The sequence below is a fragment of the Xenorhabdus vietnamensis genome (assembly GCF_002127535.1).
Classification (GTDB): Bacteria; Pseudomonadota; Gammaproteobacteria; order Enterobacterales; family Enterobacteriaceae; genus Xenorhabdus; species Xenorhabdus vietnamensis.
Window position 1 is genome coordinate 1 of the sequence record NZ_MUBJ01000008.1, and the last position, 23,121, is coordinate 23,121.

16 protein-coding genes and 2 pseudogenes are annotated in these 23,121 nt (G+C 41.3%); 8 read left to right on the plus strand and 10 right to left on the minus strand.

The annotated features are described in order from the left end of the window. Positions 1–565: 565 nt before the first annotated feature. Positions 566–1,381, plus strand: coding sequence for a BPSS1780 family membrane protein (locus Xvie_RS08960; protein ID WP_086108985.1), 816 nt, complete (start codon positions 566–568; stop codon positions 1,379–1,381). 89 nt (positions 1,382–1,470) lie between these two features. Further along, on the plus strand, positions 1,471–2,301 hold the full coding sequence (locus Xvie_RS08965) for a BPSS1780 family membrane protein (protein WP_086108986.1): 831 nt from the start codon (positions 1,471–1,473) through the stop codon (positions 2,299–2,301). 71 nt (positions 2,302–2,372) lie between these two features. On the opposite strand, the gene serS is transcribed toward Xvie_RS08965, so the two are convergent. From serS to lrp, 6 genes and pseudogenes are all read right to left on the minus strand, one after another. After that, entirely contained in the window at positions 2,373–3,662 is a 1,290-nt protein-coding gene (serS, locus tag Xvie_RS08970) for a serine--tRNA ligase (protein ID WP_086108987.1), read from the minus strand. Between the two features lie 190 nt (positions 3,663–3,852). Further along, positions 3,853–5,196, minus strand: coding sequence for a replication-associated recombination protein A (locus tag Xvie_RS08975; protein ID WP_086108988.1), 1,344 nt, complete (start codon positions 5,194–5,196; stop codon positions 3,853–3,855). 7 nt (positions 5,197–5,203) lie between these two features. Further along, a complete protein-coding gene (gene lolA / locus Xvie_RS08980; RefSeq protein ID WP_086108989.1) occupies positions 5,204–5,815 on the minus strand; it encodes an outer membrane lipoprotein periplasmic chaperone LolA in 612 nt (203 codons plus the stop codon). A gap of 72 nt (positions 5,816–5,887) precedes the next feature. Continuing rightward, positions 5,888–8,215: pseudogene (locus Xvie_RS25710) on the minus strand (DNA translocase FtsK); the annotation flags it as partial. Positions 8,216–9,010: 795 nt separating this feature from the next. Further along, a pseudogene (locus Xvie_RS25715) lies at positions 9,011–9,412 on the minus strand (DNA translocase FtsK 4TM domain-containing protein); the annotation flags it as partial. Between the two features lie 243 nt (positions 9,413–9,655). Then, positions 9,656–10,150 carry a leucine-responsive transcriptional regulator Lrp gene (gene lrp, locus Xvie_RS08990; protein WP_004256338.1) on the minus strand — a complete coding sequence of 165 codons (495 nt, stop codon included), beginning with the start codon at positions 10,148–10,150 and terminating at the stop codon, positions 9,656–9,658. A gap of 779 nt (positions 10,151–10,929) precedes the next feature. Between lrp and trxB the strand changes: the two genes are divergently transcribed. The 5 genes from trxB (at position 10,930) to infA (ending at position 16,610) form a co-directional block, all read left to right on the plus strand. Then, positions 10,930–11,889: a thioredoxin-disulfide reductase gene (trxB, locus tag Xvie_RS08995; protein ID WP_086108991.1), complete on the plus strand. Its 960-nt coding sequence runs from the start codon at positions 10,930–10,932 to the stop codon at positions 11,887–11,889. 105 nt (positions 11,890–11,994) lie between these two features. Then, positions 11,995–13,764, plus strand: a complete 1,770-nt coding sequence (cydD, locus tag Xvie_RS09000) for a heme ABC transporter permease/ATP-binding protein CydD (RefSeq protein WP_086108992.1) — start codon at positions 11,995–11,997, stop codon at positions 13,762–13,764. Between the two features lie 2 nt (positions 13,765–13,766). Then, positions 13,767–15,527 carry a heme ABC transporter ATP-binding protein/permease CydC gene (gene cydC, locus Xvie_RS09005; protein ID WP_086108993.1) on the plus strand — a complete coding sequence of 587 codons (1,761 nt, stop codon included), beginning with the start codon at positions 13,767–13,769 and terminating at the stop codon, positions 15,525–15,527. Positions 15,528–15,535: 8 nt separating this feature from the next. Next, complete coding sequence (aat, locus tag Xvie_RS09010; RefSeq protein ID WP_086108994.1) at positions 15,536–16,225, plus strand: leucyl/phenylalanyl-tRNA--protein transferase; 690 nt, start codon at positions 15,536–15,538, stop codon at positions 16,223–16,225. A 163-nt stretch (positions 16,226–16,388) separates the two neighbouring features. Continuing rightward, positions 16,389–16,610, plus strand: a complete 222-nt coding sequence (gene infA / locus Xvie_RS09015) for a translation initiation factor IF-1 (protein ID WP_086108995.1) — start codon at positions 16,389–16,391, stop codon at positions 16,608–16,610. A gap of 132 nt (positions 16,611–16,742) precedes the next feature. Here infA and clpA read toward each other — a convergent pair whose 3' ends face one another. Together clpA and clpS are read right to left on the minus strand one after the other, a co-directional pair. Next, positions 16,743–19,028 carry an ATP-dependent Clp protease ATP-binding subunit ClpA gene (gene clpA, locus Xvie_RS09020; RefSeq protein ID WP_086108996.1) on the minus strand — a complete coding sequence of 762 codons (2,286 nt, stop codon included), beginning with the start codon at positions 19,026–19,028 and terminating at the stop codon, positions 16,743–16,745. Positions 19,029–19,059: 31 nt separating this feature from the next. Then, positions 19,060–19,380: an ATP-dependent Clp protease adapter ClpS gene (gene clpS / locus Xvie_RS09025; protein WP_086109132.1), complete on the minus strand. Its 321-nt coding sequence runs from the start codon at positions 19,378–19,380 to the stop codon at positions 19,060–19,062. A 324-nt stretch (positions 19,381–19,704) separates the two neighbouring features. On the opposite strand from clpS, the gene cspD reads away from it, so the two are divergent. After that, positions 19,705–19,935 (plus strand): cold shock-like protein CspD, encoded by a 231-nt coding sequence (gene cspD, locus Xvie_RS09030; RefSeq protein ID WP_086108997.1) that lies wholly within the window; start codon positions 19,705–19,707, stop codon positions 19,933–19,935. Between the two features lie 62 nt (positions 19,936–19,997). Here the strand turns inward: cspD and macB are convergent, their stop codons facing one another. Together macB and macA are read right to left on the minus strand one after the other, a co-directional pair. After that, entirely contained in the window at positions 19,998–21,953 is a 1,956-nt protein-coding gene (macB, locus tag Xvie_RS09035) for a macrolide ABC transporter ATP-binding protein/permease MacB (RefSeq protein ID WP_086108998.1), read from the minus strand. Positions 21,954–21,955: 2 nt separating this feature from the next. Next, positions 21,956–23,101, minus strand: coding sequence for a macrolide transporter subunit MacA (gene macA / locus Xvie_RS09040; protein WP_086108999.1), 1,146 nt, complete (start codon positions 23,099–23,101; stop codon positions 21,956–21,958). Positions 23,102–23,121 lie beyond the last annotated feature (20 nt).

Consider the following 23,121-nt stretch of genomic DNA (forward strand, 5'->3'; position numbering starts at 1 on the left):
TTTCATGTCACGTTGCCAGAAAAAGCCAGTGAACTCATTACCCGTCTGACTGATAATTTCCAGATTTTAAAACCCGCATCTTCAAGTTAATTGCGTATATGTAGATATCCTAAATATTATTGCTAGTTACCACCCATTTTTAAGTAAAATCAATTCACTATAAGCAATTAATATCTAATGCATTTTGTTATTCTATCCATTAGAAGGAAATTATCCCTCTATATTTAGAGGAAAAAAATCGAAATAATCTACTAACAGTAGTGTTAAATACTTTATTTAAAAAAATACAATACCTGATAACCAAAATAAAATCATTTACCTTCAGTAAAAATAATATTAGTAACTAAACGTCATATCAGCATAAGTAATAAAGAACCTAAAATCATTCGTTATTACCTATAAAAATGCACCTTTCTCTGTTGATAAAAATCAAAATTAATACTTGTTGATTAATAATTTTTATATGATAATCCCGACGTTTTCTCTAACAATTCGTGTTAACAGGATGGAAATAGAGAAAAATCAATTCGGAAGTTGCCATTCAATAAGATAAACCGGAAAAAAGATGGATAATCAAGAGATTAATTTAAACTCAGGAGAGAACAACGTTTCCCTGAGTAAAGAAAAAGATATATTTATTCCAGGTGGTCGTGCCGTAGGAGCTGGAGCAGCAACAGAGTGGATTGGTAGTGCATGGGAAATATTTAAAGTAAACCCAATGAAATGGATACTGCTAACCTTAATTTACTTAGCTATCCTGACCGGAGTTCAATTCATTCCTTTCTTCGGTATCGTCACGATGCTATTTGGATCTGTATTTGTTGCTGGTTTTATCGCCGTAGCTGAAAAACAACGGACGACAGGTGACTTTGACATAGGGCTAATCTTCTATGGATTTAAGAATAAATTAGGTTCACTTGTTGCTGTTGGGGGGCTATTCTTTGGTATATATCTGCTTGGTATGATAGCTGCTATGATTGTTGGCGGAGCAAGTATATTCCAATTAATTTTATCAGGACAAAATTCAGATCCTGCACTGTTACTAGGTAGCCTATCTACTTTATTTTTGGCAATCCTTATTCTATACCTTTTCATGATGGTTGCTCTTGCATTTAGCTGGTTTGCTCCTGCTCTGATTATCATTAATGATTTAAAATTTGGTGAAGCAGTATCAATGAGCTTGAGTGCTGTAAAGAAAAACCTATTCGGTGGTTTTCTTTTCTTCTTGTTGATGGGAATTCTGATGGTTATTTCTGCAATTCCATTATTATTAGGTCTGCTTATTACTTTTCCTATGTATATGGCAACTTATTATACAACTTATCGCAGTATTTTTTATGCGCCAGAGCCCCAAAAGACTAAATCTCGCTTGATCAGCTAAACATTTTTCAATAGAAATTTATATTTAAAGAGCGCTAGAGATAGCGCTTTTTTACTATTCAATGTCATATGTATTGAGATGAAAAAATAATGAATAACAAAGATATTCATCTAGGTTTGGAAAAATCACCCAATAATTCAGACAATAAAAACAGTATCTTCACTCCCAATGGCCAATCAATTGGAGCAAGTGCAGCTATTGCCTGGATAGGCGATGCATGGGATTTTATATCACCTAAATTTGGTATGTGGATATTGATGGGAATTATCTATGGTGTTATCACTGTAGGTATTGAATTCATTCCCTATTTCGGCTTTATCCTTTCTAATTTACTGGAACCTTTATTTTTTGCTGGAATTATTGCCATTTGTGAAACACAAAGAATAACTGGTAAATTTGAGTTAGGAAAATTATTCTATGGTATCCATAATAAATGTGGTGCTCTGCTGACAGTCGGTATCATTATTTGTGGAATAAAGACATTAGGGAGTCTTATTTCTGCTCTGCTAGATGGTAACGATCTCTATCAATCTATTTTAAATGATCTCTCTTTATATAGTAATTATGATTCAATGCACATTGGTTATAATTCAGAAATATCATTTTTATCTTTCTTTACTCTCCTAATTTCCTTGTTTTTATCTAGCGCGAGCTCTTGGTTTGCATCTGCATTGATTATACTGAACGGTTTTAACGTAGAAAAAGCTCTTTCAACCAGTCTAAAAGTTATATGGAAAAACCTCTTAGGGGTATTACTATTCCTTCTCTTTATGTACCTTTTGATCTTTATTTCTGCAATTCCTCTATTCTTGGGGCTTTTTTTCACAATACCATTGAATCTGGCAACATCTTACACCTCTTATCGCAGTGTTTTTTATAAACAAGAAACAAAAAGAGATGAAGACACCATGATAAATTAATTCATGATATTTACTCATAAAAAAAGCGCCATTATTCGGCGCTTTTTTATTAAGAATAAGAATAGATGGAATTAACCAATGTATTCCAATCCCTTCATATAAGGACGCAATACTTCCGGAATTTCAATGCGGCCGTCAGCCAATTGATAGTTTTCCATTACTGCAACCAGAGTACGACCTACCGCAAGACCAGAACCATTCAATGTATGTACCAATTGAGTTTTCTTGTCATCTTTACCGCGGAAACGCGCTTGCATGCGACGTGCCTGAAAATCCCACATATTAGAGCAAGAGGAGATTTCGCGATAAGTATTTTGCGCAGGTAGCCAAACTTCCAGATCGTAAGTTTTTCTTGCGCTCGCTCCCATGTCACCCGTGCACAACAGCATTTTACGATAAGGCAGATTCAGTAATTGCAATACCTTCTCTGCATGCCCTGTCAGTTCTTCCAGTGCATCCATAGATTTCTCAGGATGAACAATCTGAACCAATTCAACTTTATCAAATTGGTGCATACGGATCAGACCACGGGTATCACGGCCATAAGATCCCGCTTCGGAACGGAAACAAGGTGTATGTGCCGTCATTTTCAGTGGTAATACGCTTTCATCCAGAATCTCATCACGAACTAAGTTAGTCACTGGTACTTCAGCAGTTGGAATCAAGGCATAATGACTGCCAGATTCTTCTTCCAATGGCCTAGTATGGAACAGATCCTCACCAAACTTAGGTAACTGGCCTGTACCATATAAAGAATCATGGTTAACCAGATAAGGAACATATGTTTCCAAATAACCATGCTGCTCTGTATGCAGATCCAGCATAAACTGCGAGATGGCACGGTGCAGACGAGCAATCTGACCTTTCATTACCACAAAACGTGAGCCAGTCAATTTAACCGCAGCAGCAAAATCAAGACCGCCAGCCAGTTCACCCAGTGATACATGATCTTTGACTTCGAAGTCATATTGGCGTGGTTCACCCCAACGACTAATTTCCAGATTATCACTGTCATCTTTTCCATCTGGAGAAGAGTCATCTGGCATATTCGGCATACTTAATACGATGCTACGGATCTCAGCCTGCAGGGTTTCCAGCTCAGCTTTTGCTGAGTCCAGTTTTTCGCCCAACTGATTAACTTCCTGACGCAGTGGTTCAATATCTTCACCACGGGCTTTCGCTGCACCAATAGCCTTCGATCGGGAATTACGTTCTGCCTGCAGGGTTTCAGTTTCAACTTGTAAAACTTTGCGGCGCTCTTCTTGTTTGCGCAGCGTCTCCACATCAAGGGTATAACCCCTGCGAGCCAGTTTTTCGGCGACTGCGTCTAGCTCATTACGCAGTATATTTGGATCGAGCATGCTAGTCCTGTGCTTGTTGTTATTGAGAAAATTGTTATTAAAAAATCGTTCTTGAGAAAAAGTGGCGCGCTCAGCTTGGATAAATTACCCAAACTAATACCTTTACCGTATATACCCTTCATTTTCAAAAATACAGTTTTGTAGCTGCAATTTGAAATTGCTGATTACAAACCTTACCGTATCAAGAAAATTAACGGTAGCGTTTTATTGGGCTATTTTGATCCTGTTCCATTAGCCAGTTTAATTTCTCACCAATCTTGCCCTCTAGCCCCCTGGCAGTCGGATAATAATAACGTGTTCGCTGTATTTCCGGTGGAAAATAAACTTCTCCGGCAGCATACGCGTTCGCTTCATCATGGGCATAACGGTACTCCTCGCCAAATCCAATTTCTTTCATCAACTTAGTCGGAGCATTACGTAAATGATCAGGAACATCATAATCTGGCTTGTTTTGTGCATCCGCCATAGCTGCTTTAAATGCTGTATAAACCGCATTGCTTTTCGGTGCACATGCAAGATAGACAATCGCCTGTGCAATTGCCCTTTCTCCTTCTGCTGCCCCTACACGCGTAAAACAATCCCATGCAGCAATAGCTATCTGCATTCCGCGTGGATCAGCATTGCCCACATCTTCAGAGGCAATTGCCAGTAACCGGCGAGCAACATAAAGTGGATCACCACCAGCAGTAATAATTCGGGCATACCAGTAAAGCGCTGCATCAGGTGCTGAACCACGGATTGATTTATGCAAGGCAGAAATTAAATCGTAATATCGATCACCTTTATTATCAAACCTCGCACTCCTTTCCCCACTTACTTCTTTCAGCAATTCCGGTGTCAAAACCCGCAGCCCTTGCGCATTGGTTTCCGCCATATCCGACATCATTTCTAATAAATTCAGTGAGCGACGAGCATCTCCTGCAACAAGCTCTGCTACCATTTGACGAGTATTGTCCGGTAATACGATATTTTGCTCACTAATACCACGTTCTTTATCGTTCATGGCCTGAATAAGCACCTGTTCAATTTCAGCCGTCGAAAGTGATTTCAATAAATAGATGCGAGCCCGTGACAACAAGGCTGAATTTAATTCGAAAGAAGGGTTTTCGGTTGTTGCACCAATAAATGTGATCGTACCATCTTCAATATGTGGTAAAAACGCATCCTGCTGACTTTTATTAAATCGATGAACCTCATCGACAAATAAGACTGTTCTGCGCCCTGCATTACGGTTTTGTCGTGCTTTTTCTATGGATTCACGGATTTCTTTAATGCCCGAAGTGACTGCAGAAATGCGTTCAATATCGGCTTGCGCGTAATAACCGATAATTTCAGCCAACGTTGTTTTCCCTGTTCCGGGTGGCCCCCATAAAATCATGGAATGGAGGTGGCCGGCTCGGATTGCCCGTGGCAAAGGTTTTCCTTCCGCCAATAAGTGTTGTTGGCCGATATAATGATCTAATGTGGCTGGCCGCATTCTTGCGGCCAGTGGCTGAAATTCATTCTGTGAAAAATCAAGAGAAAGATTGTTCACTTAAACCTCACTGGCGTTGATCATCCAGCGTGACACCTTCTGGTACGGTAAACTTAAATTTTGCCGCATCCGCGTTTGTATTTTGCTGCCCTTTCAATTGATAAGCACTTTTTTGCCCATCCTGTTCAACAGCAGTAAATTTTTGGATAGTTCCCTCTGGAGTCACGGTAATTGAAAAATGTTTTAAATTGCCATTGGCATTATGAGGAGTCAATTCAAAGCTATTGCCATTCTGCACAACCTTATACTGCTTCCAGTCAGCCGGATCATTACGCGCAATTAGCATAAATGGCGTATTCCCTGTTGCTTCTTTTAACCAATTTGCTGTCACCTGTTCAACAAAAGGATTATAAAACCACAGAGTTTTACCATCAGACACTAAAACACTCTCATCAGGTGATATCATATGCCAGTTAAACAAATTAGGCCGTTTGAGCCAAAGTTCCCCTTCTCCTTTTTGGATCGTTGAACCATCATTACTCGTGACTGTTTGAGTGAAACTAGCATGAAAACTATTCACTTTCCCCAAACGCCCTTGTAGATCCTGCGTCACATCAGCCCACGCAGAACCTATGCCCACCCCCATCACCAAGCAACCAATCAACATCAGTTTTTTCATGTGCGAGATACCTTTAATTCGTTTAATTATCAGCCATTAATTGCCAATACTGTATTACATTTCAAGTGGTAATTAATGTTCATGCGGCGGAGGTGCCAAAACTTCACGATTACCATTATGCCCTGGTGCACTGACTATCTGCTGTGCTTCCATTTGTTCGACAATCCGAGCGGCTCGGTTATATCCGATACGGAATTGGCGTTGTACACCCGAAATAGAAACACGACGTTTTTCAACCACAAATTCAACAGCTTGATCAAACAGGGGATCCAGTTCTTCATCACTATCAAATCCCATGCTGCCTTCACCGTCTTCTCCCCCTTTGATAATACTATCTATGTATTGAGGGCGACCGCGAGCTTTCCAATCATTCACGACTTCATGAACTTCTTGATCTCGCACAAATGCTCCATGAACACGCACAGGAATGGAAGAGTTTGGTGCTAAATAAAGCATATCTCCCATGCCAAGCAATGATTCTGCACCACCTTGATCAAGAATGGTACGGGAATCTATTTTGCTGGATACCGTAAACGCAATACGCGTCGGAATATTCGCCTTAATCAGCCCTGTAATAATATCAACAGAAGGGCGCTGTGTTGCCAGTACCAAGTGAATCCCTGCTGCCCGTGCTTTCTGGGCTAAACGTGCAATTAACTCTTCCACCTTTTTCCCGACTGTCATCATCAAGTCGGCAAATTCATCAACCATTACCACAATATAAGGCTCTTTTTTCAGCATAGGATGCGTTGCATCCATACTGTCACCCGGCTTCCAGAACGGATCAGGAATCGGACGCCCCATATTTTCCGCTTGCTTTATCTTGTCGTTATAGCCCGCAAGATTGCGCACCCCTAAAGCTGACATCAGCTTGTAACGTCGCTCCATTTCATTTACACACCAACGCAAGGCATTGGCTGCATCTTTCATATCGGTAACAACTTCAGTCAATAAGTGCGGAATGCCTTCATACACTGACAATTCAAGCATTTTCGGATCAATCATAATAAAACGAACATCTTCAGGTTTCGCTTTATACAAAATGCTGAGGATCATTGCATTGACCCCTACCGATTTACCTGAGCCAGTAGTTCCCGCTACAAGTAGGTGAGGCATTTTACCCAAGTCAGCCACAACCGGCTGGCCCGCAATGTCTTTTCCTAAAACGATAGTTAACGGTGAAGGATTATCACGGAATTTCTCACAATCCAGAACTTCCCGCAGATAAACTGTTTGACGTTTTTTATTGGGTAATTCCAGACCAACATAAGGTTTCCCCGGGACAACTTCCACGATACGAACAGCTACCGCTGAAAGCGAGCGAGCAAGGTCACGCGATAAGTTAGAAATACGGGAGGCTTTGACTCCCGGAGCCAAATCCAATTCAAATCGTGTAATTACAGGCCCTGGAGAGAATCCAACAACATCCGCTTTGACACGATAATCATTCAACCGCACTTCAATTAAACGAGAGATTTGCTCAAGCGCAAACATATCAACCGGTTCTTCTTCCGCTGGAGGTTCCGCAAGAAGATCCAGAGAAGGCATCGGTGTTGTTGGTTTTGGCAATAGCTGATCATTACGTACCAAAAATGGATGGAACAAGCTATCTTGCTGCGGTTGCTGCGGTTGCTGCGGTTGCTGCGGTTGCTGCGGTTGCTGCGGTTGCTGCGGTTGCTGCGGTTGCTGCGGTTGCTGCGGTTGCTGCGGTTGCTGCGGTTGCTGCGGTTGCTGCGGTTGCTGCGGTTGCTGCTCAAAAATATGCTTATTTTTCAATTCGTGAGAGTCAAGATCAATAGGTTTATTTTTTCCCTGAATTTGTTGAAGTGCTGATTCTATTGGCACACATGCAGATTCAGCAGGTCGAAATGTATTAAGATCACTAACCTGAGAAAAATAATTGGGCTCTGATTTTACATCCTGAGCTGAAACTTGTTTTGAAGGGGTAGTCTGACCCATTTGGTAACGTTCACGTTGCTGCTGTTCAAATGCTATTCTCAGCGCTTCTTCCTGTGCATGCTGTTCATCTAGCCCTTCATCTACATGTTCACCTGCTACCTGTTCATCTACGTTATTTTTCGTAAATTCTGCTACTGATGGTTGTTTATGTGTCAACGAGTCTTCTTCGCGATGCTCTCTATTTTCTTTTTCAAAATTGGCACCATAGCGTTCACGCTGCTGCTCAAGAAATTGTTGGCGCAACATATCTTGCTGTTGAGCATCTATTTGCTGTTCATTGGCTTCTGCAATCAACTCATCTTGTTTTTCCTTTTCCTCCCGTTGCATGTGTTCTGCTAAACGATGAGAAGGCACTTTAATACCATACAATTCTCGGCGTGTTGGGATCCTAACAGGATTAGGGCGAGGCATTTCAGGACCAATACCTTGTTTAACCTGTGGATTTTTTGCCACAACGGCAGAACTGGCAACATCTGCTACCGTATTATTCAAATTGGCATTATCATTTGGAGGAAAAACAAATACATCTGTTACATTATCTTGTAACTGCGTATTCGTATCAGTAAGGTTGTCTGTAGATCGCTTCGAAACAGTTTGGGAAACGTGACCCACTTCTGGATTTGTATCTAATTGGTGATTATCAGGTAATTCAAAAGAATAACGAACCGGTTCATGTTCCTTACGCTCCTTTTCCTTATTTTCCCTTTCCCAATATTGTAATTCAGGTAAATCTAATTCCGGAGAGGTTACAACTGTCGATGTATTTGACTGTAGTGCATGTTGGTGGACAAGTGAATGTTCGCCTGTTTCGGATGATCCGTTTTTTTGTGCAACTATTTCTACTAAGTCTGTAGAGTAAGATTCTTCTGAAATATTTTTTTGAGGTTTTTCACTCTCTTCCATAGTCAGAGAAGCTAATGTAGGTTGTAAATCTGGCTGTGCATTAGCTAATTCGACCACTGTTGGAGCTGTCAATAATACATCATTTTCATCTGCGTCTAGCGTTTCAGTAGCAATCGCAGATTTATCCATATCATGTTTATCTACATGCTCCGCTTGTTTCTGTTCATTGGTTGGGTGTTCGGAAACTAACGCATCTTCTGCACTATTTTCATCATATTCAGCATCATTACGACTACGGTTGATCACAAAACTCAGTGAGTCCAGAATAACTGCACCAATTTTTTCTGCAATCGTAAGCCATGACCACCCTGTAAACAACATGAAACCAACGGCCCAGACACCAAGCAGAGCTAATGTTGTTCCAAGGGGGCTAAACCAAGGCAGAATCGCATTACTGAATAAATTGCCAACAATTCCACCTGCAGAAAAATTATTTAGATCATCAACATTAAGTGCAGCCAAGCCGCATGAAGTCAGTATCAGGGCTAAAACGCCAATGACGCGCAATGCAAGTGTGAAGAAATCAATATACTCTTGCCTATCTTTCTGACGGAAAGCATTCCAACACCCTAAAAACATAAACGGCGGGACTGCATAGGCAAGAATACCAAATGCCGAGAACAGTGTGTCAGATAACCAAGCACCAACACTACCACCCCAATTTTGAACAGGCTCATGCCATGATGTTTGTGACCAACTGGGGTCGGATGGGTTGAAACTAATAAGTGCGACCATCAAGTACACTGCACAAATAGCAACAATCAACAAAACAGCTTCCAGAAGCCGACGGCCGCTGCTTATTTTCTTTAATTTAACACGTTTGTCTTCTGTATATTCCTGGTTCAAGAAAGGCTCTCCAGGTTTTCCTGTTGATTAAACGGAACAACGCTGAGGATAGCTCAGCGTTGAAACTGTATACATAAACAGGAGTGTACCTAAGTTTTTCCTGTTTTGCATCTGTACATTTTAGACAAAAGCTTAACGAGTCTTAATTACCAAACGGTTACTCTGTTTCACTTCTTCCATTACAACATAGGTACGGGTATCGTTAACGCCAGGAAGACGTAACAGGGTTTCACCGAGCAATTTACGATATGCAGACATGTCTGGCACACGTGTTTTCAGCAAGTAGTCAAAATCACCAGAAACTAAATGGCATTCTTGGATTTCTTCTAGTTTCTGCACAGCAGTATTAAATTGTTCAAATACATCTGCTGCACCGCGATTCAGTGTAATTTCAACGAATACCAGCAATGATGCATCCAAATAATGAGGATTCAGCAAAGCTGTGTAGCCAGAGATAAAACCTTGACGTTCCAAGCGACGTACACGCTCCAAACAAGGTGTTGGTGACAAACCAACCCGCTTGGATAACTCCACATTAGAAATACGACCGTCTTTCTGCAACTCATTAAGGATATTACGATCTATACGATCAAGATCTTTTCCTGGGCGTTTTTTATTATCTATCATTTTATTGCTCTCTCTTTCATGTTCCTACACCTATAACATTTTCCCTATCTCTTTCAATCAGTTGAGCTGGAAAAGATGTCTTCAAAGACTAAAGCTCAATTTATAACCAAGGTTTGAGATCTATCATAATGTCCCAGAATACAACCCTCTGGTATTCGACTGATTAACCCTTTTATTTTCCAAGTTGCTGCTATATTGGCTGCACTCCTCACCCCAATCACTAATATAGCTTTGTGTTCTGAGGCTTCGTTCTTTTACAGCCGTACTGCAACTTACAAATCTATTAGGCATACAACACGATTTTCCAGAACAATATCTTCCAAAACACTCATCCCAACACACTGTTCCCTAAAATGCTGCCTCCTAAAACACCAGGTCTTTTGAAAACAACTAAACAGCAATTTTTAATATTTAATGAGAAAATCATCCACACTAAATTGTCTATTCTACAGAATCAATTGATTAGCGAGGAAAATAATTGCTTTTTACATAAACTTTATCGCTAATGCACAGCTGATTGTCAAAGAAAATGAGCAAAAATCAGGATAACCTACCAATCTTAACTTAATCAACAATTCGTTTCATATTTCATATGTATAAATTATGTGTGATTCAGCAAGTTAAACCTATCTCCTTACAATTAGATTGCATCATAATGACTATTTATCGGTAATATTGTTAATAACATGAATATTTTATCTGATAATCGCTTTTTTTAACTTATTATTTCTCCTACAATCCCTAAATCCGCAATATGCGATAATGGAAATGAGGTATTCATGAGCACAGCCAAACATAGTAAACTTATCATTCTTGGCTCAGGTCCTGCTGGTTATACCGCTGCTGTGTATGCAGCCCGCGCTAATCTAAGCCCCGTCCTCATTACAGGGATTGAAAAAGGCGGCCAATTGACCACCACGACTGAGGTTGAAAACTGGCCCGGTGATCCTGAAGGGTTGACTGGCCCAGGTTTGATGGAGCGCATGTTCCAACACGCTGAAAAATTTCAAACAGAAATTGTTTCTGACCATATTCAGAAAGTTGATTTCTCAAATAGACCATTCCGTTTATTTGGTGATGAACAGGAATATACCTGTGATGCTTTAATCATCGCGACAGGTGCCTCAGCCCGTTATCTCGGATTACCTTCCGAAGAAGCTTTCAAAGGTCGTGGTGTATCTGCTTGTGCAACATGCGATGGTTTTTTCTATCGTAAACAAAAAGTTGCTGTAGTTGGTGGAGGTAATACTGCTGTTGAAGAAGCGCTGTATTTAGCGAACATTGCCTCTGAAGTGCATTTGATTCACCGCCGTGATACTTTCCGTTCAGAGAAAATTCTGATTGATCGCATGATGGAGAAAGTGAAGAATGGCAATATCATTCTGCATACTGATCGTACTCTGGATGAAGTTCTAGGTGATGATATGGGGGTTACGGGTATCCGCATTCGTGATACAAAAAGTGACAATATTGAAGAACTGGATGTCACTGGGGTTTTCATTGCCATCGGCCATAGCCCGAATACTGGCATCTTTAACAGTCAATTGGAACTGGAAAATGGATATATCAAAGTCCAATCTGGATTGCATGGTAATGCCACCCAGACCTCTATTCCAGGTATCTTTGCCTCTGGAGATGTTATGGATCATGTGTATCGCCAAGCTATCACCTCAGCAGGTACAGGTTGCATGGCTGCACTGGATGCAGAGCGTTTCCTTGACGGATTGGCAACCAAATAATCTATCTTTCTCCAAAAGCGCTATCGAAATAGCGCTTTTTAACAGGTAACATACAGCTTGTTTTGATATTCCGTATCATCACCCGCTTAATCAGACATTTTTCTTATGGACAAAGCAAGACAATCTGAACTTGTTCGATGGCTGAAGCAACAAACCGCTCCTGCCCGTCGGTGGCTTCGTTTATCAATGCTACTTGGCCTAATCAGTGGATTGCTGATTATCTCTCAGGCCTGGCTACTGGCTACCATCCTTCAAGCCTTGATTATGGACAATATTCCCCGCGAAAACCTTATCAACCAGTTTCTCATGTTGGCAGCCACCTTTACATTACGGGCAATTGTCAATGGCATTCGAGAGCGTATCGGGTTTATCTGTGGCAAGGTTGTACGTCAACAAATCCGTAATATGGTACTGGATAAGCTTGAACAACTGGGGCCAGTGTGGGTTAAGGGGAAACCAGCAGGAAGCTGGGCAACCATTATCTTAGAGCAGATAGAAGACATGCAAGATTTTTACTCTCGCTATCTGCCTCAAATTGCTCTTGCTACGATGATTCCTATCTTAATCCTGATTACCATATTCCCAATTAATTGGGCCGCAGGATTGATTTTATTTGTAACCGCACCATTGATTCCTCTATTTATGGCTTTGGTTGGATTAGGAGCCGCAGATGCCAACCAGCGCAATTTTGTTGCTCTCAGTCGATTAAGCGGTAATTTCCTCGACCGTTTACGAGGTTTGGAAACGTTGCGTCTGTTCCACAGAGGCGAAGCTGAAGTTAAACAAATCACTGAGTCAACAGAAAACTTTCGTCGTAGAACGATGGAAGTACTGCGCATGGCATTTTTATCTTCAGCTGTTTTAGAGTTTTTTGCCGCAGTTTCCATTGCTGTTGTTGCTGTTTATTTTGGTTTTTCCTATTTGGGAGAATTGCATTTTGGCAGTTATGGGATGGGTGTAACGTTATTTGCAGGATTTCTCGCTTTAATCCTCGCACCTGAATTTTTTCAACCTCTGCGCGATTTAGGTACGTTTTATCATGCAAAAGCTCAGGCAGTCGGAGCAGCAGAATCACTGTTCACTTTGCTTAGCAGTGATGGAGAACAGAGCATAAACAGTGGTGAGAAAACACTATCAGATAAAGAATCAGTCACCATTGAGGCCTGCAAGCTGGAAATTATGTCCCACGAAGGTCATCGCCTTGCTGGTCCCTTGAATTTTACGATTGATAAACACCAACGAATTGCTCTGGTTGGAAAAAGCGGGGCAGGCAAAAGTTCGTTGATCAATGTATTACTGGGATTCCTGCCTTACCGTGGTTCCTTGAGAATTAATGGAATTGAGTTGCATGAACTTGATTTTACCACATGGCGCGAATGTTTAAGTTGGGTTGGGCAAAACCCACATCTGCCAGAACAAACACTGCTCGATAATATTCGTCTTGGTCAGTATGATGCAACACAAGAGCAAATCACAGATGTAATGAAACGTGCTTATGTCAGTGAGTTTATCAACGAGCTTCCGGATGGAGTCAATACGGTGGTAGGTGACAATGCTGCTCGCCTGTCTGTCGGGCAAGCCCAGCGTATCGCAGTGGCGCGAGCGTTATTGAATCCTTGCCAATTATTGCTATTGGATGAGCCAGCAGCCAGCCTTGACGCTCATAGCGAACAACGAGTGATGATGGCTTTAAATCAGGCATCTCATCAGCAAACCACATTGCTGGTGACTCACTTGCTGGAAGAAACACGATCATATGACCTGATTTGGGTAATGGAAAATGGATTACTCATTGAGCAAGGTGATTATCAAACTTTAAGCCAGTCTCAGGGCGTATTCTCCCGTTTGTTGTCTCACCGTAGTGTGGAGCTTTAATCATGCGTGTATTACTCCCATTTCTCGCACTCTATCGCCGCCATTGGTTTCTCATTAGCTTAGGCATGATATTGGCAATTGTAACTCTGCTAGCCAGTATTGGGCTGCTAACACTATCAGGTTGGTTCCTTGCCGGTACAGCACTGGCCGGATTCGCGGGATTATATACATTCAACTATATGCTGCCTGCTGCTGGCGTTCGTGGAGCTGCTATTTTCCGTACTGCTGGCCGTTATGGAGAACGGCTTGTTAGCCACGATGCAACATTCCGTGTATTGGCTCATTTACGTGTTTTTGCTTTTCAAAAAATACTGCCTCTTTCTCCCGGGGGGATTGCCCGTTTTCGTCAAGGTGAGTTATTAAATAGGCTTGTTGCTGATGTCGAAACACTGGACCATCTCTACCTGCGGGTTCTTTCTCCTATCCTCGCCGCATTTATCGTAATTATGGTGCTGACGTTTGGCTTAGGATTCCTTGATATCACCCTCGCCTATACTATTGGCGGTATCATGTTAGGGCTACTGCTGATATTGCCTTTCGTGTTTTACCACGCAGGAAAACCCTACGGCAGAAACATTACCCAACAACGCGCTCAGTATCGTACATTACTTACCAGCACCTTACAGGGACAAGCCGAATTGAGTGTATTCGGTGCACTCAAACGCTTTCGTCAATCCATGACAGAAGTTGAAAACAATTGGTTAAAAAGCCAGCAAAAGCAAGCTGATTTAACCGGTCTTTCACAAGCTCTCATGATTTTTTCCACGGGCATGACAGTAACTTTGATACTTTGGCTTGCTGCGGCGGGTGGGGGTGAAAATAGTCAGGCGGGGGCATTTATTGCGCTCTTTACATTCTGTTCCCTTGCCGCTTTCGAAGCGCTTGGGCCAGTCACAGTAGCATTCCAGCATATGGGGCAAGTAATTGCATCTGCAACTCGCGTTTCCCAGTTAATGTATCAGAAACCGGAAGTTACCTTTCCTTCGCATGGACCTCAAGCGAATAATGAGCTTAGCCTTGATATAAAAAATGTCGATTTCACCTATCCAAATCAACCGATGCCAGTATTGAAAAATATTTCTCTATCCCTGACATCAGGCGAACATATTGCTTTATTAGGAAAAACAGGGTGTGGTAAATCTACACTCTTGCAGTTATTGACCCGTGCGTGGGATATCGATAGTGGTGAGATTCAGCTTAATCATCACCCTATTTCCCATTATGATGAAACAACGCTGCGTTCAATGATGTCTATCGTGCCCCAACGGATACATGTATTTAGTCATACCTTGCGTGAAAATCTTTTATTGGCAAAACCAGATGCTAATGACGATGAATTGACAACCGTATTACAACAAGTAGGTTTAGAATACTTGCTGGAGACTGATAAAAAACTAAACTGTTGGATGGGGGAAGGTGGGCGTCAACTTTCTGGTGGAGAACAGCGCCGTTTAGGTATTGCCAGAGCATTATTACATAATGCTCCTTTAATGCTTATGGATGAGCCGACTGAAGGACTTGATGCAGATACAGAACAACAAATACTGTCGCTGTTACATCGTAGTTGTCAGCATAAGACACTAATTATTGTTACTCATCGACTCACAGGCTTACAACACATGGATCGAATTTGTGTGATGGATGGGGGGCGTATTATCGAGCAAGGCAAGCATAATGCGCTACTAGAGCAACAAGGGCGTTACTATCAGTTTTATCAACGGCAACAATTTTATCAGCCACAGAGCTATCCTGAGCAAGAGTGATTCAACTTATGTCAATAGCTCAATTGGATAACTCATATGAATTTCCCCACCCCACCAATGCACTAGCTGAACCCAATGGTTTACTGGCATTTGGAGGAGATCTAAGTGCAGAACGTTTACAAGTAGCGTATTATGAGGGGATTTTTCCATGGTATTCGCCTGATGAACCACCTTTATGGTGGTCTCCCGATCCTCGGGCTGTACTGATTCCAGGAGAATTACATACTGGCCGAACACTGCGTCGTTTTATTCGCAAACATAGTTACCAAATTACGGTAAACTATGCTTTCGATGACGTGATATATAATTGTGCCCAACGACAAGAAGGTACTTGGATTGTGCCAGACGTTCAAAAAGGTTATCAAACCTTGCATAAGGAAGGTTTGGCTCATTCAATTGAAGTTTGGTATGGGCATCAACTTGTGGGTGGCTTATACGGCGTTTGTGTCGGCACACTATTTTGCGGTGAATCAATGTTTAGCAAAATGGAGAATGCGTCCAAATGCGCTTTTGTAGCATTCTATTACCATTTTTTACGTCATGGCGGTCAATTGTTTGACTGCCAAGTGTTAAATCACCACACAGAATCATTGGGTGCTAAAAATATTCCGAGAGACAAGTTTCTCCAGCACCTTTATCAATTAAGAAGACAGTCATTGCAATCAGGATGCTGGTCTGTACAAAGACTGGATTTATAAGCATCTCTTAGAGATTAATGCTGTTTACGGTGGGAATGTCATTAATCATCATCTTATCGTATATAAAATGATGGCTTAAAATACGACATTCCTTTACATGATGATGGTTTTTCGGCATTATCTTGCCGATTAAAAACTATGGTTGTTACATTTAGAGGATTAGATGGCCAAAGAAGACAATAATTTTGAAATGCAAGGTACCGTGTTAGAAACACTGCCAAATACTGTGTTTCGCGTTCAATTAGACAACGGGCACGTTGTTACTGCTCATATCTCAGGAAAAATGCGTAAAAACTATATCCGCATCCTGACTGGAGACAAGGTGACAGTTGAGCTAACTTCATATGATCCGGAAAAAGGACGAATCACTTTCCGTAGCCGCTGATATAAGATATCTTTAGCACCACAGGTGATTGTATATTTCAATATTCACCTGTGGTGTGGCTATGGTTTTATACATAAGTACCAGCTTCTATCACTGATACTGTTTATATCTTATACTTATCACTCGTACTCACTATAATACGGCATCTTCTGATTTCTTTTTATTCGATTTTTGAGCACTCTTAAAATCAAATAATAATCCTTGTTTTACTTTGTCGAGTTTGATCCTAACCGATCCCCCATGCACCAAAGAGCCAAATAACAGCTCATTCGCCAATGGTTTTTTGAGGTTATCTTGAATGACACGAGCCATAGGACGAGCCCCCATAGCCTTATCATAACCTTTGTCACATAGCCACTGGCGGGCATCTGCACTGATTTCCAGAGAAACACCTTTTTCATCCAATTGTGCTTGTAACTCGACGATAAATTTATCCACAACTTGTTGAATAACTTCAGAAGACAGTGCATCAAACCAGATGATGCTATCAAGACGATTGCGGAATTCAGGTGTGAAAATCCGTTTTATCTCTTCCATTCCATCCGTGCTGTTATCCTGTTCAGTGAATCCAATGGATTTACGCTGTATTTCACGGACTCCCGCATTGGTTGTCATCACCAGAATAACATTGCGGAAATCCGCCTTACGACCGTTATTGTCGGTCAATGTACCATTATCCATAACCTGTAACAACAGGTTAAATACATCAGGATGGGCTTTTTCAATCTCATCCAGCAACAGTACAGAATGAGGATGTTTGATGATTGCATCAGTCAATAATCCGCCCTGATCATACCCAACATAACCCGGTGGAGCACCAATCAAACGGCTGACAGTATGTCGTTCCATATATTCTGACATATCGAATCGCAATAGTTTGACACTCAATACCTTGGCAAGTTGGACTGTTACTTCCGTTTTCCCCACTCCCGTAGGCCCTGCAAACAAGAAAGATCCTACTGGTTTGTGATCCTGCCCCAATCCAGCACGGCTCATCTTAATGGCTTCCGCCAAGGCACCAATAGCCCTGTCTTGACCAAACACCAACATTTTCAAACGATCATCCAATGTTCTCAATACATCTTTATCACTGGCTGACACAGTTTTTTCTGGAATTCGGGCTATACGAGCAACAATCGACTCAATATCAGAAACATTAATTGTCTTCTTACGACGACTAACTGGTACTAGTCTGGTTCTTGCCCCAGCTTCATCAATGACATCAATAGCTTTATCTGGCAAATGACGATCAGTAATGTACTTCACAGATAACTCAACTGCAGCACGAATGGCTTTCGCTGTATAACGAACATCATGATGTGCCTCATATTTAGCACGCAGCCCATTGATAATCTGCACCGTTTCTTCAGAAGAAGGCTCAAGAATGTCAATTTTTTGGAATCGCCGAGCCAAAGCCCGATCTTTTTCAAAAATATTGCTGAATTCGTGATAAGTCGTTGAACCAATTACCCGTATACGTCCACTGGACAATAGCGGTTTAATGAGATTAGCTGCATCCACTTGCCCACCCGAGGCGGCACCGGCTCCAATAATAGTATGAATTTCGTCAATAAAGAGAATACTTTTACTGTCTTGCTCCAATGTTTTTAACAAAGACTTGAAGCGCTTCTCAAAATCACCGCGATATTTTGTACCCGCCAGCAATGAGCCGATATCCAGAGAGTAGATGGTACAATCCAGCATCACTTCAGGAACATTTTTTTGTACGATGCGCCATGCGAGTCCCTCAGCAATAGCCGTCTTACCAACACCTGATTCCCCAACAAACAAAGGATTATTCTTCCGGCGGCGGCACAGTACCTGAACTGTTCTTTCCAATTCATTCTGACGACCGACAAGCGGATCAATTTGTCCTTTCTGTGCTAATTGATTCAGATTAGTAGTGAAATTTTCCAATCTATCTTCACTAATTACCTGCTCTTCCTGAATCGGATTGATACTATGGTGGGAATCATTATCTGATTCATCTTTGCGCGTTCCATGAGAGATAAAATTCACAACATCCAAACGACTGACATCGTGCTTACGGAGTAAATACGCAGCTTGAGATTCCTGTTCACTAAAAATAGCAACTAAAACATTCGCCCCTGAGACGTCCGAGCGTCCCGAAGACTGAACATGAAATACTGCGCGTTGTAAAACACGCTGAAAACTTAATGTAGGTTGCGTGTCCCTGTCATCATTCTCAGATAACAAGGGGGTAGTTTGTGCAATAAAACTTTCTAATTCCTGGCGTAACATTGCCAGATCGACTTTACAAGCCTCCAGTGTTTCTCGCGCTGATGTGTTACTTAACAACGCCAGCAACAGGTGCTCTACAGTCATAAATTCATGTCTGTTATCCCTTGCTTTGGCAAAAGCAATGTTGAGACTAAGCTCCAGTTCTTGATTGAGCATAAGCACCTCCTCCTAAATTCAGTGAGCCAGATCAGACCTTTTCCAGCGTGCAAAGTAACGGATGCTCGTGCTCCTTAGCATACATGTTCACTTGCGCAGCTTTAGTTTCTGCGACCTCTGCCGTATAAATTCCGCAAACTGCTTTCCCTTTGTGATGGACATCCAGCATTAGTTGCGTTGCTCGTTCAACATCATAAGAAAAGAACTTTTGTAATACGTCAACCACAAACTCCATAGGGGTATAATCGTCATTGTTAAGAATAACCTTATACATTGATGGTGGTTGCAGTTTTTGTTTTGTATCATCCCTAATAAATTCTTCAATTTTCAAATCGTTATAAAACTCAGTCATTATTCTTCCGCTGGGCATTAACTTTCCACTGGATTTTAGTATGAACTAATTAATTTTACTTCTATATATTTTATCACTTCATAAAGCACTCTGCTTACCCCTCTTTGATGAGTGAATAAGGATTTTGCTTAAGAAGCAGATATCGTTATCTATATCAAACTTTGGTCATTTGAGACAGCTTGACGTTGTTTATATGCTTGACGACGTAATGAATTTCACTACAGTATATTTTATGAACACCGCCTTCTGTTTAGGTGTCTGTTCATGTTTCAAAATTTTTAGTGACTCCTAAACCCGAAATCGAGATATGAGGGATAGAGAAGTATGGAAACAGGTACTGTTAAATGGTTCAATAATGCAAAGGGCTTTGGATTTATTTGCCCAGCCAGCGGGGGTGAAGATATATTCGCTCACTATTCAACCATTCAGATGGATGGTTATAGGACGCTGAAAGCTGGGCAGAAAGTGAACTTTAGCATTCATCAAGGCCCCAAGGGTAATCACGCCAGCCTTATTGTACCTTTGGACGATGGCTCAAAATCAAAACAAGAGTGACCCGATAAACTCGTAATTTCCACGCCACAAATAAACACGTAGCCTATTTGTGGCGTGCTATTTTATTCCCTTGCAAGAGCCTCTATCGGATTGAGCCGGGCTGCATTTCTCGCGGGCAGGAAACCAAAGATTACCCCTATTGCTGTTGAACAACCAAACGCGATGACAAAGGCAATGGGATTATAAGCAACATCCCATTTTGGTAATATCCAATGTGCAATCAAAGAAAGGCTATATGACAGCGCAATCCCCAGCATTCCCCCTATCAAACAAACTAAAACGGCTTCAATGAGAAATTGCTGCATAATATCACTGGTTCTGGCACCAACAGCCATGCGAATACCAATCTCACGAGTACGCTCGGTAACGGATACCAACATGATATTCATGACACCAATTCCCCCTACAACCAAGGATATTACCGCAACTAACGTTAAGAATATTTGCATCGTCCGTGTTGTTTTATCCATTACTTTAATAGCACGATTCATATTGTAAATGTGGAAGTCTGTTTTGCCATGACGGAATATCAACAACTGATTAAGTTTTTTGTCCACTTCATTGGAAGAGTAGCCATCTTTCTGTCTGACAGAAATTGAATTCAAAAAGCTTTGATTCATCAAGCGGCTATTCATAGTACTGTAGGGAATCCAAATTTGTAATGAATTGCCTCTATCAAGACTTTGCCCACTGGCAACTACACCAATCACTGTCAACGGTATATTTGCTAACAATAATTGTTTTCCTATTACATTATTCTGATAGGGAAAGAACTTCTTACGAGTATTATTGTCAATGATAACCACTTGAGACTGACGATAAATCATTTCAGCAGTAAAAGGCATGCCTTGGGAAAACTGCATGGCATACACCTGAAAAAACTCACTCCCTACACCAGATATCTGTGCATTAGCATCTATACTGCCTTGACGCAAACGCCCGCTATACGTGAATTCAGGTGAAACAGCTTGAACATAGGGCTGAGATTTTATTGCGGAAATATCAGCAAGTTTCAGTGCCTGCATATCCAAAGTCTTATAGCTGCCAAAATCTTTTCCTGGATAAATCAATATAGAATTAGTTGCAATAGATTTAATATGTGATAACACCATTGATTTTGCCGCATCACCAATCACTATAATTGTTACTACAGAAGCAATACCTATTATAATTCCAAGCATTGTCAACAGGGTACGTAATTTATTAACATTCATGGCGCGCCACGCCATCAATAAAGCTTCGTTAAAACGCCCCCAGACTTGTTGAACCGAAGAGTTTTTCGTATCTGCAATTTTATTCCCCAAAGGAAACATATGAGGCAATATTTGATTCTCAGAGGAACGTGAATCATGAATGATTCGCCCATCTTTAATTTTAATCACTCTTTGCGCCTGTGCAGCAATATTAGAATCATGAGTCACAATAACAACCGTATGCCCTTGTTGACAGAGTGTCTTCAAGATGCTCATCATTTCCTGACTAGACTCACTATCCAATGCTCCCGTCGGTTCATCAGCAAGAATAACTTGACCACCATTAATAAGCGCTCTGGCAATGCTGACCCGTTGTTGCTGTCCACCTGAAAGCTGGCTTGGCCGATAGTTAATCCGATTTTCCAGTCCAAGACTTTTTAGCAATTCAATTGCCTGCTCACGGCGTTGTATTTTGGGAATACCGATATAAACTGCCGGAACTTCCACATTTTGTTCGGCTGTTAAATGAGCTAATAAATGATAACGCTGAAAAATGAACCCAAAATATTCCCTGCGCAGCTCTGCCAATTGATCGCTATCCAAGTCAGCAATATTTATCCCTGCAACCCAATATTCTCCGCTGCTGGATTTATCTAAGCAGCCAAGTATATTCATCAAAGTGGACTTACCAGAGCCGGAAGCGCCAACAATAGCCACCATTTCCCCAGCCTGTATAGATAACGAAATATTATCCAAGACTTTGATTTGCCCTTCTCCAGACTGATAACTACGGCTAACACCTTTCAGTTCCAATAACGCACTCATTATTAGTCCTCTATGCTATTGTCACTGCGATTGGTGATCACAAGCTCGTGTTCCTTCAATCCAGAGAGCACCTGAACACTAGTGTTATCAAAAGCACCTATCGTAATTTTGCGTTTCTCGGCTTTTCCATTATGTAAGACACTAACTTCATATTGGGTAGAAAGCCCATGTTGAGTTGAGAGCTCATATTGGTGAGAAGATATTTCCAAAGCTGAAATTGGGATCATTAATACATTATGCAGCGACTGTAATTCTATTTTTACTTGTGCAGTCATCTGTAAACGTAAAATATGGCTGGGATTAGGTACTTCAAAACGGGCATAGTAGAAAATAGCATTATTCACAATTTGTGGTGTTGGCTGAATATCTTTCAAAACGCTATGGAATTGCCTTCCCGGTTCTCCCAAGATGGTAAATAATACTTTCTGTCCGGGCTTTAAATTTATGACATCAGCTTCCGATACTTCCGCATTAACAATCATGGTATCAAGATTTGCAAGTGTCAGAATAGTTGGTGCTTGTTGTACAGCAATCACAGTTTGCCCCTGCAATGTTTTGATCTCTGTCACTGTACCCTCTATAGGGGCAGTGATTCTGGTATATTGCAAATTCGTTTTTGCTGTATCAAGTTTGGCTTTATTTTGTCTAATTTGCGCCATTAAGTCGTCGATTCTGGCAGCTTTAGACTGCATATCTGTTATGCTGATATCTAATTCTTGATGGGGTGTTAAACGTAACTTAAACAAATGGTTCAGGCGATTAACTTTGAGCTGAGCAAGCTTTAATTCTGCCTTTGCCCCACGGAGATTCGCACTTAGTGACTTTGCAGTTTCCTGGATTTCTGACACAGTATTTTTTGCTGTTTGTGGGTCAATCAATGCCAGTAATTGGCCCTGTGTAACCTTATCTCCCAATTTCACATAAAGTTCTTTCAGCTGGCCGCTAACCTGGGCCCCTACGTCAACTTTACTAACAGCATCCAACCTCCCTATCGCTAGCACACTTTTTTCTAAATCCTTCTTAATTACTGCGCTCGTCTGGTATGTAATTGGTTTCGGCAGATAAAAGAAATAGAACAGTACAAAGACAATAGCGATAAAGATGAGTCCAGTTCCAGTCCAGCGATACTTGGTAGAGAGACGGTTCATCACAAGTTCCCATCATTAGA

What these genes read in the sequence shown, in the direction of transcription:
- infA (WP_086108995.1), top strand. Translation starts at nt 16,389, where the DNA reads ATGGCCAAAGAAGACAATAATTTTGAAATGCAAGGTACCGTGTTAGAA.
- clpS (WP_086109132.1), bottom strand. Translation starts at nt 19,380, where the DNA reads ATGACTGAGTTTTATAACGATTTGAAAATTGAAGAATTTATTAGGGAT.
- serS (WP_086108987.1), bottom strand. Translation starts at nt 3,662, where the DNA reads ATGCTCGATCCAAATATACTGCGTAATGAGCTAGACGCAGTCGCCGAA.
- clpA (WP_086108996.1), bottom strand. Translation starts at nt 19,028, where the DNA reads ATGCTCAATCAAGAACTGGAGCTTAGTCTCAACATTGCTTTTGCCAAA.
- trxB (WP_086108991.1), top strand. Translation starts at nt 10,930, where the DNA reads ATGAGCACAGCCAAACATAGTAAACTTATCATTCTTGGCTCAGGTCCT.
- cydD (WP_086108992.1), top strand. Translation starts at nt 11,995, where the DNA reads ATGGACAAAGCAAGACAATCTGAACTTGTTCGATGGCTGAAGCAACAA.
- Xvie_RS08965 (WP_086108986.1), top strand. Translation starts at nt 1,471, where the DNA reads ATGAATAACAAAGATATTCATCTAGGTTTGGAAAAATCACCCAATAAT.
- cydC (WP_086108993.1), top strand. Translation starts at nt 13,767, where the DNA reads ATGCGTGTATTACTCCCATTTCTCGCACTCTATCGCCGCCATTGGTTT.
- lrp (WP_004256338.1), bottom strand. Translation starts at nt 10,150, where the DNA reads ATGATAGATAATAAAAAACGCCCAGGAAAAGATCTTGATCGTATAGAT.
- lolA (WP_086108989.1), bottom strand. Translation starts at nt 5,815, where the DNA reads ATGAAAAAACTGATGTTGATTGGTTGCTTGGTGATGGGGGTGGGCATA.
- aat (WP_086108994.1), top strand. Translation starts at nt 15,536, where the DNA reads ATGTCAATAGCTCAATTGGATAACTCATATGAATTTCCCCACCCCACC.
- Xvie_RS08960 (WP_086108985.1), top strand. Translation starts at nt 566, where the DNA reads ATGGATAATCAAGAGATTAATTTAAACTCAGGAGAGAACAACGTTTCC.
- macA (WP_086108999.1), bottom strand. Translation starts at nt 23,101, where the DNA reads ATGAACCGTCTCTCTACCAAGTATCGCTGGACTGGAACTGGACTCATC.
- macB (WP_086108998.1), bottom strand. Translation starts at nt 21,953, where the DNA reads ATGAGTGCGTTATTGGAACTGAAAGGTGTTAGCCGTAGTTATCAGTCT.
- cspD (WP_086108997.1), top strand. Translation starts at nt 19,705, where the DNA reads ATGGAAACAGGTACTGTTAAATGGTTCAATAATGCAAAGGGCTTTGGA.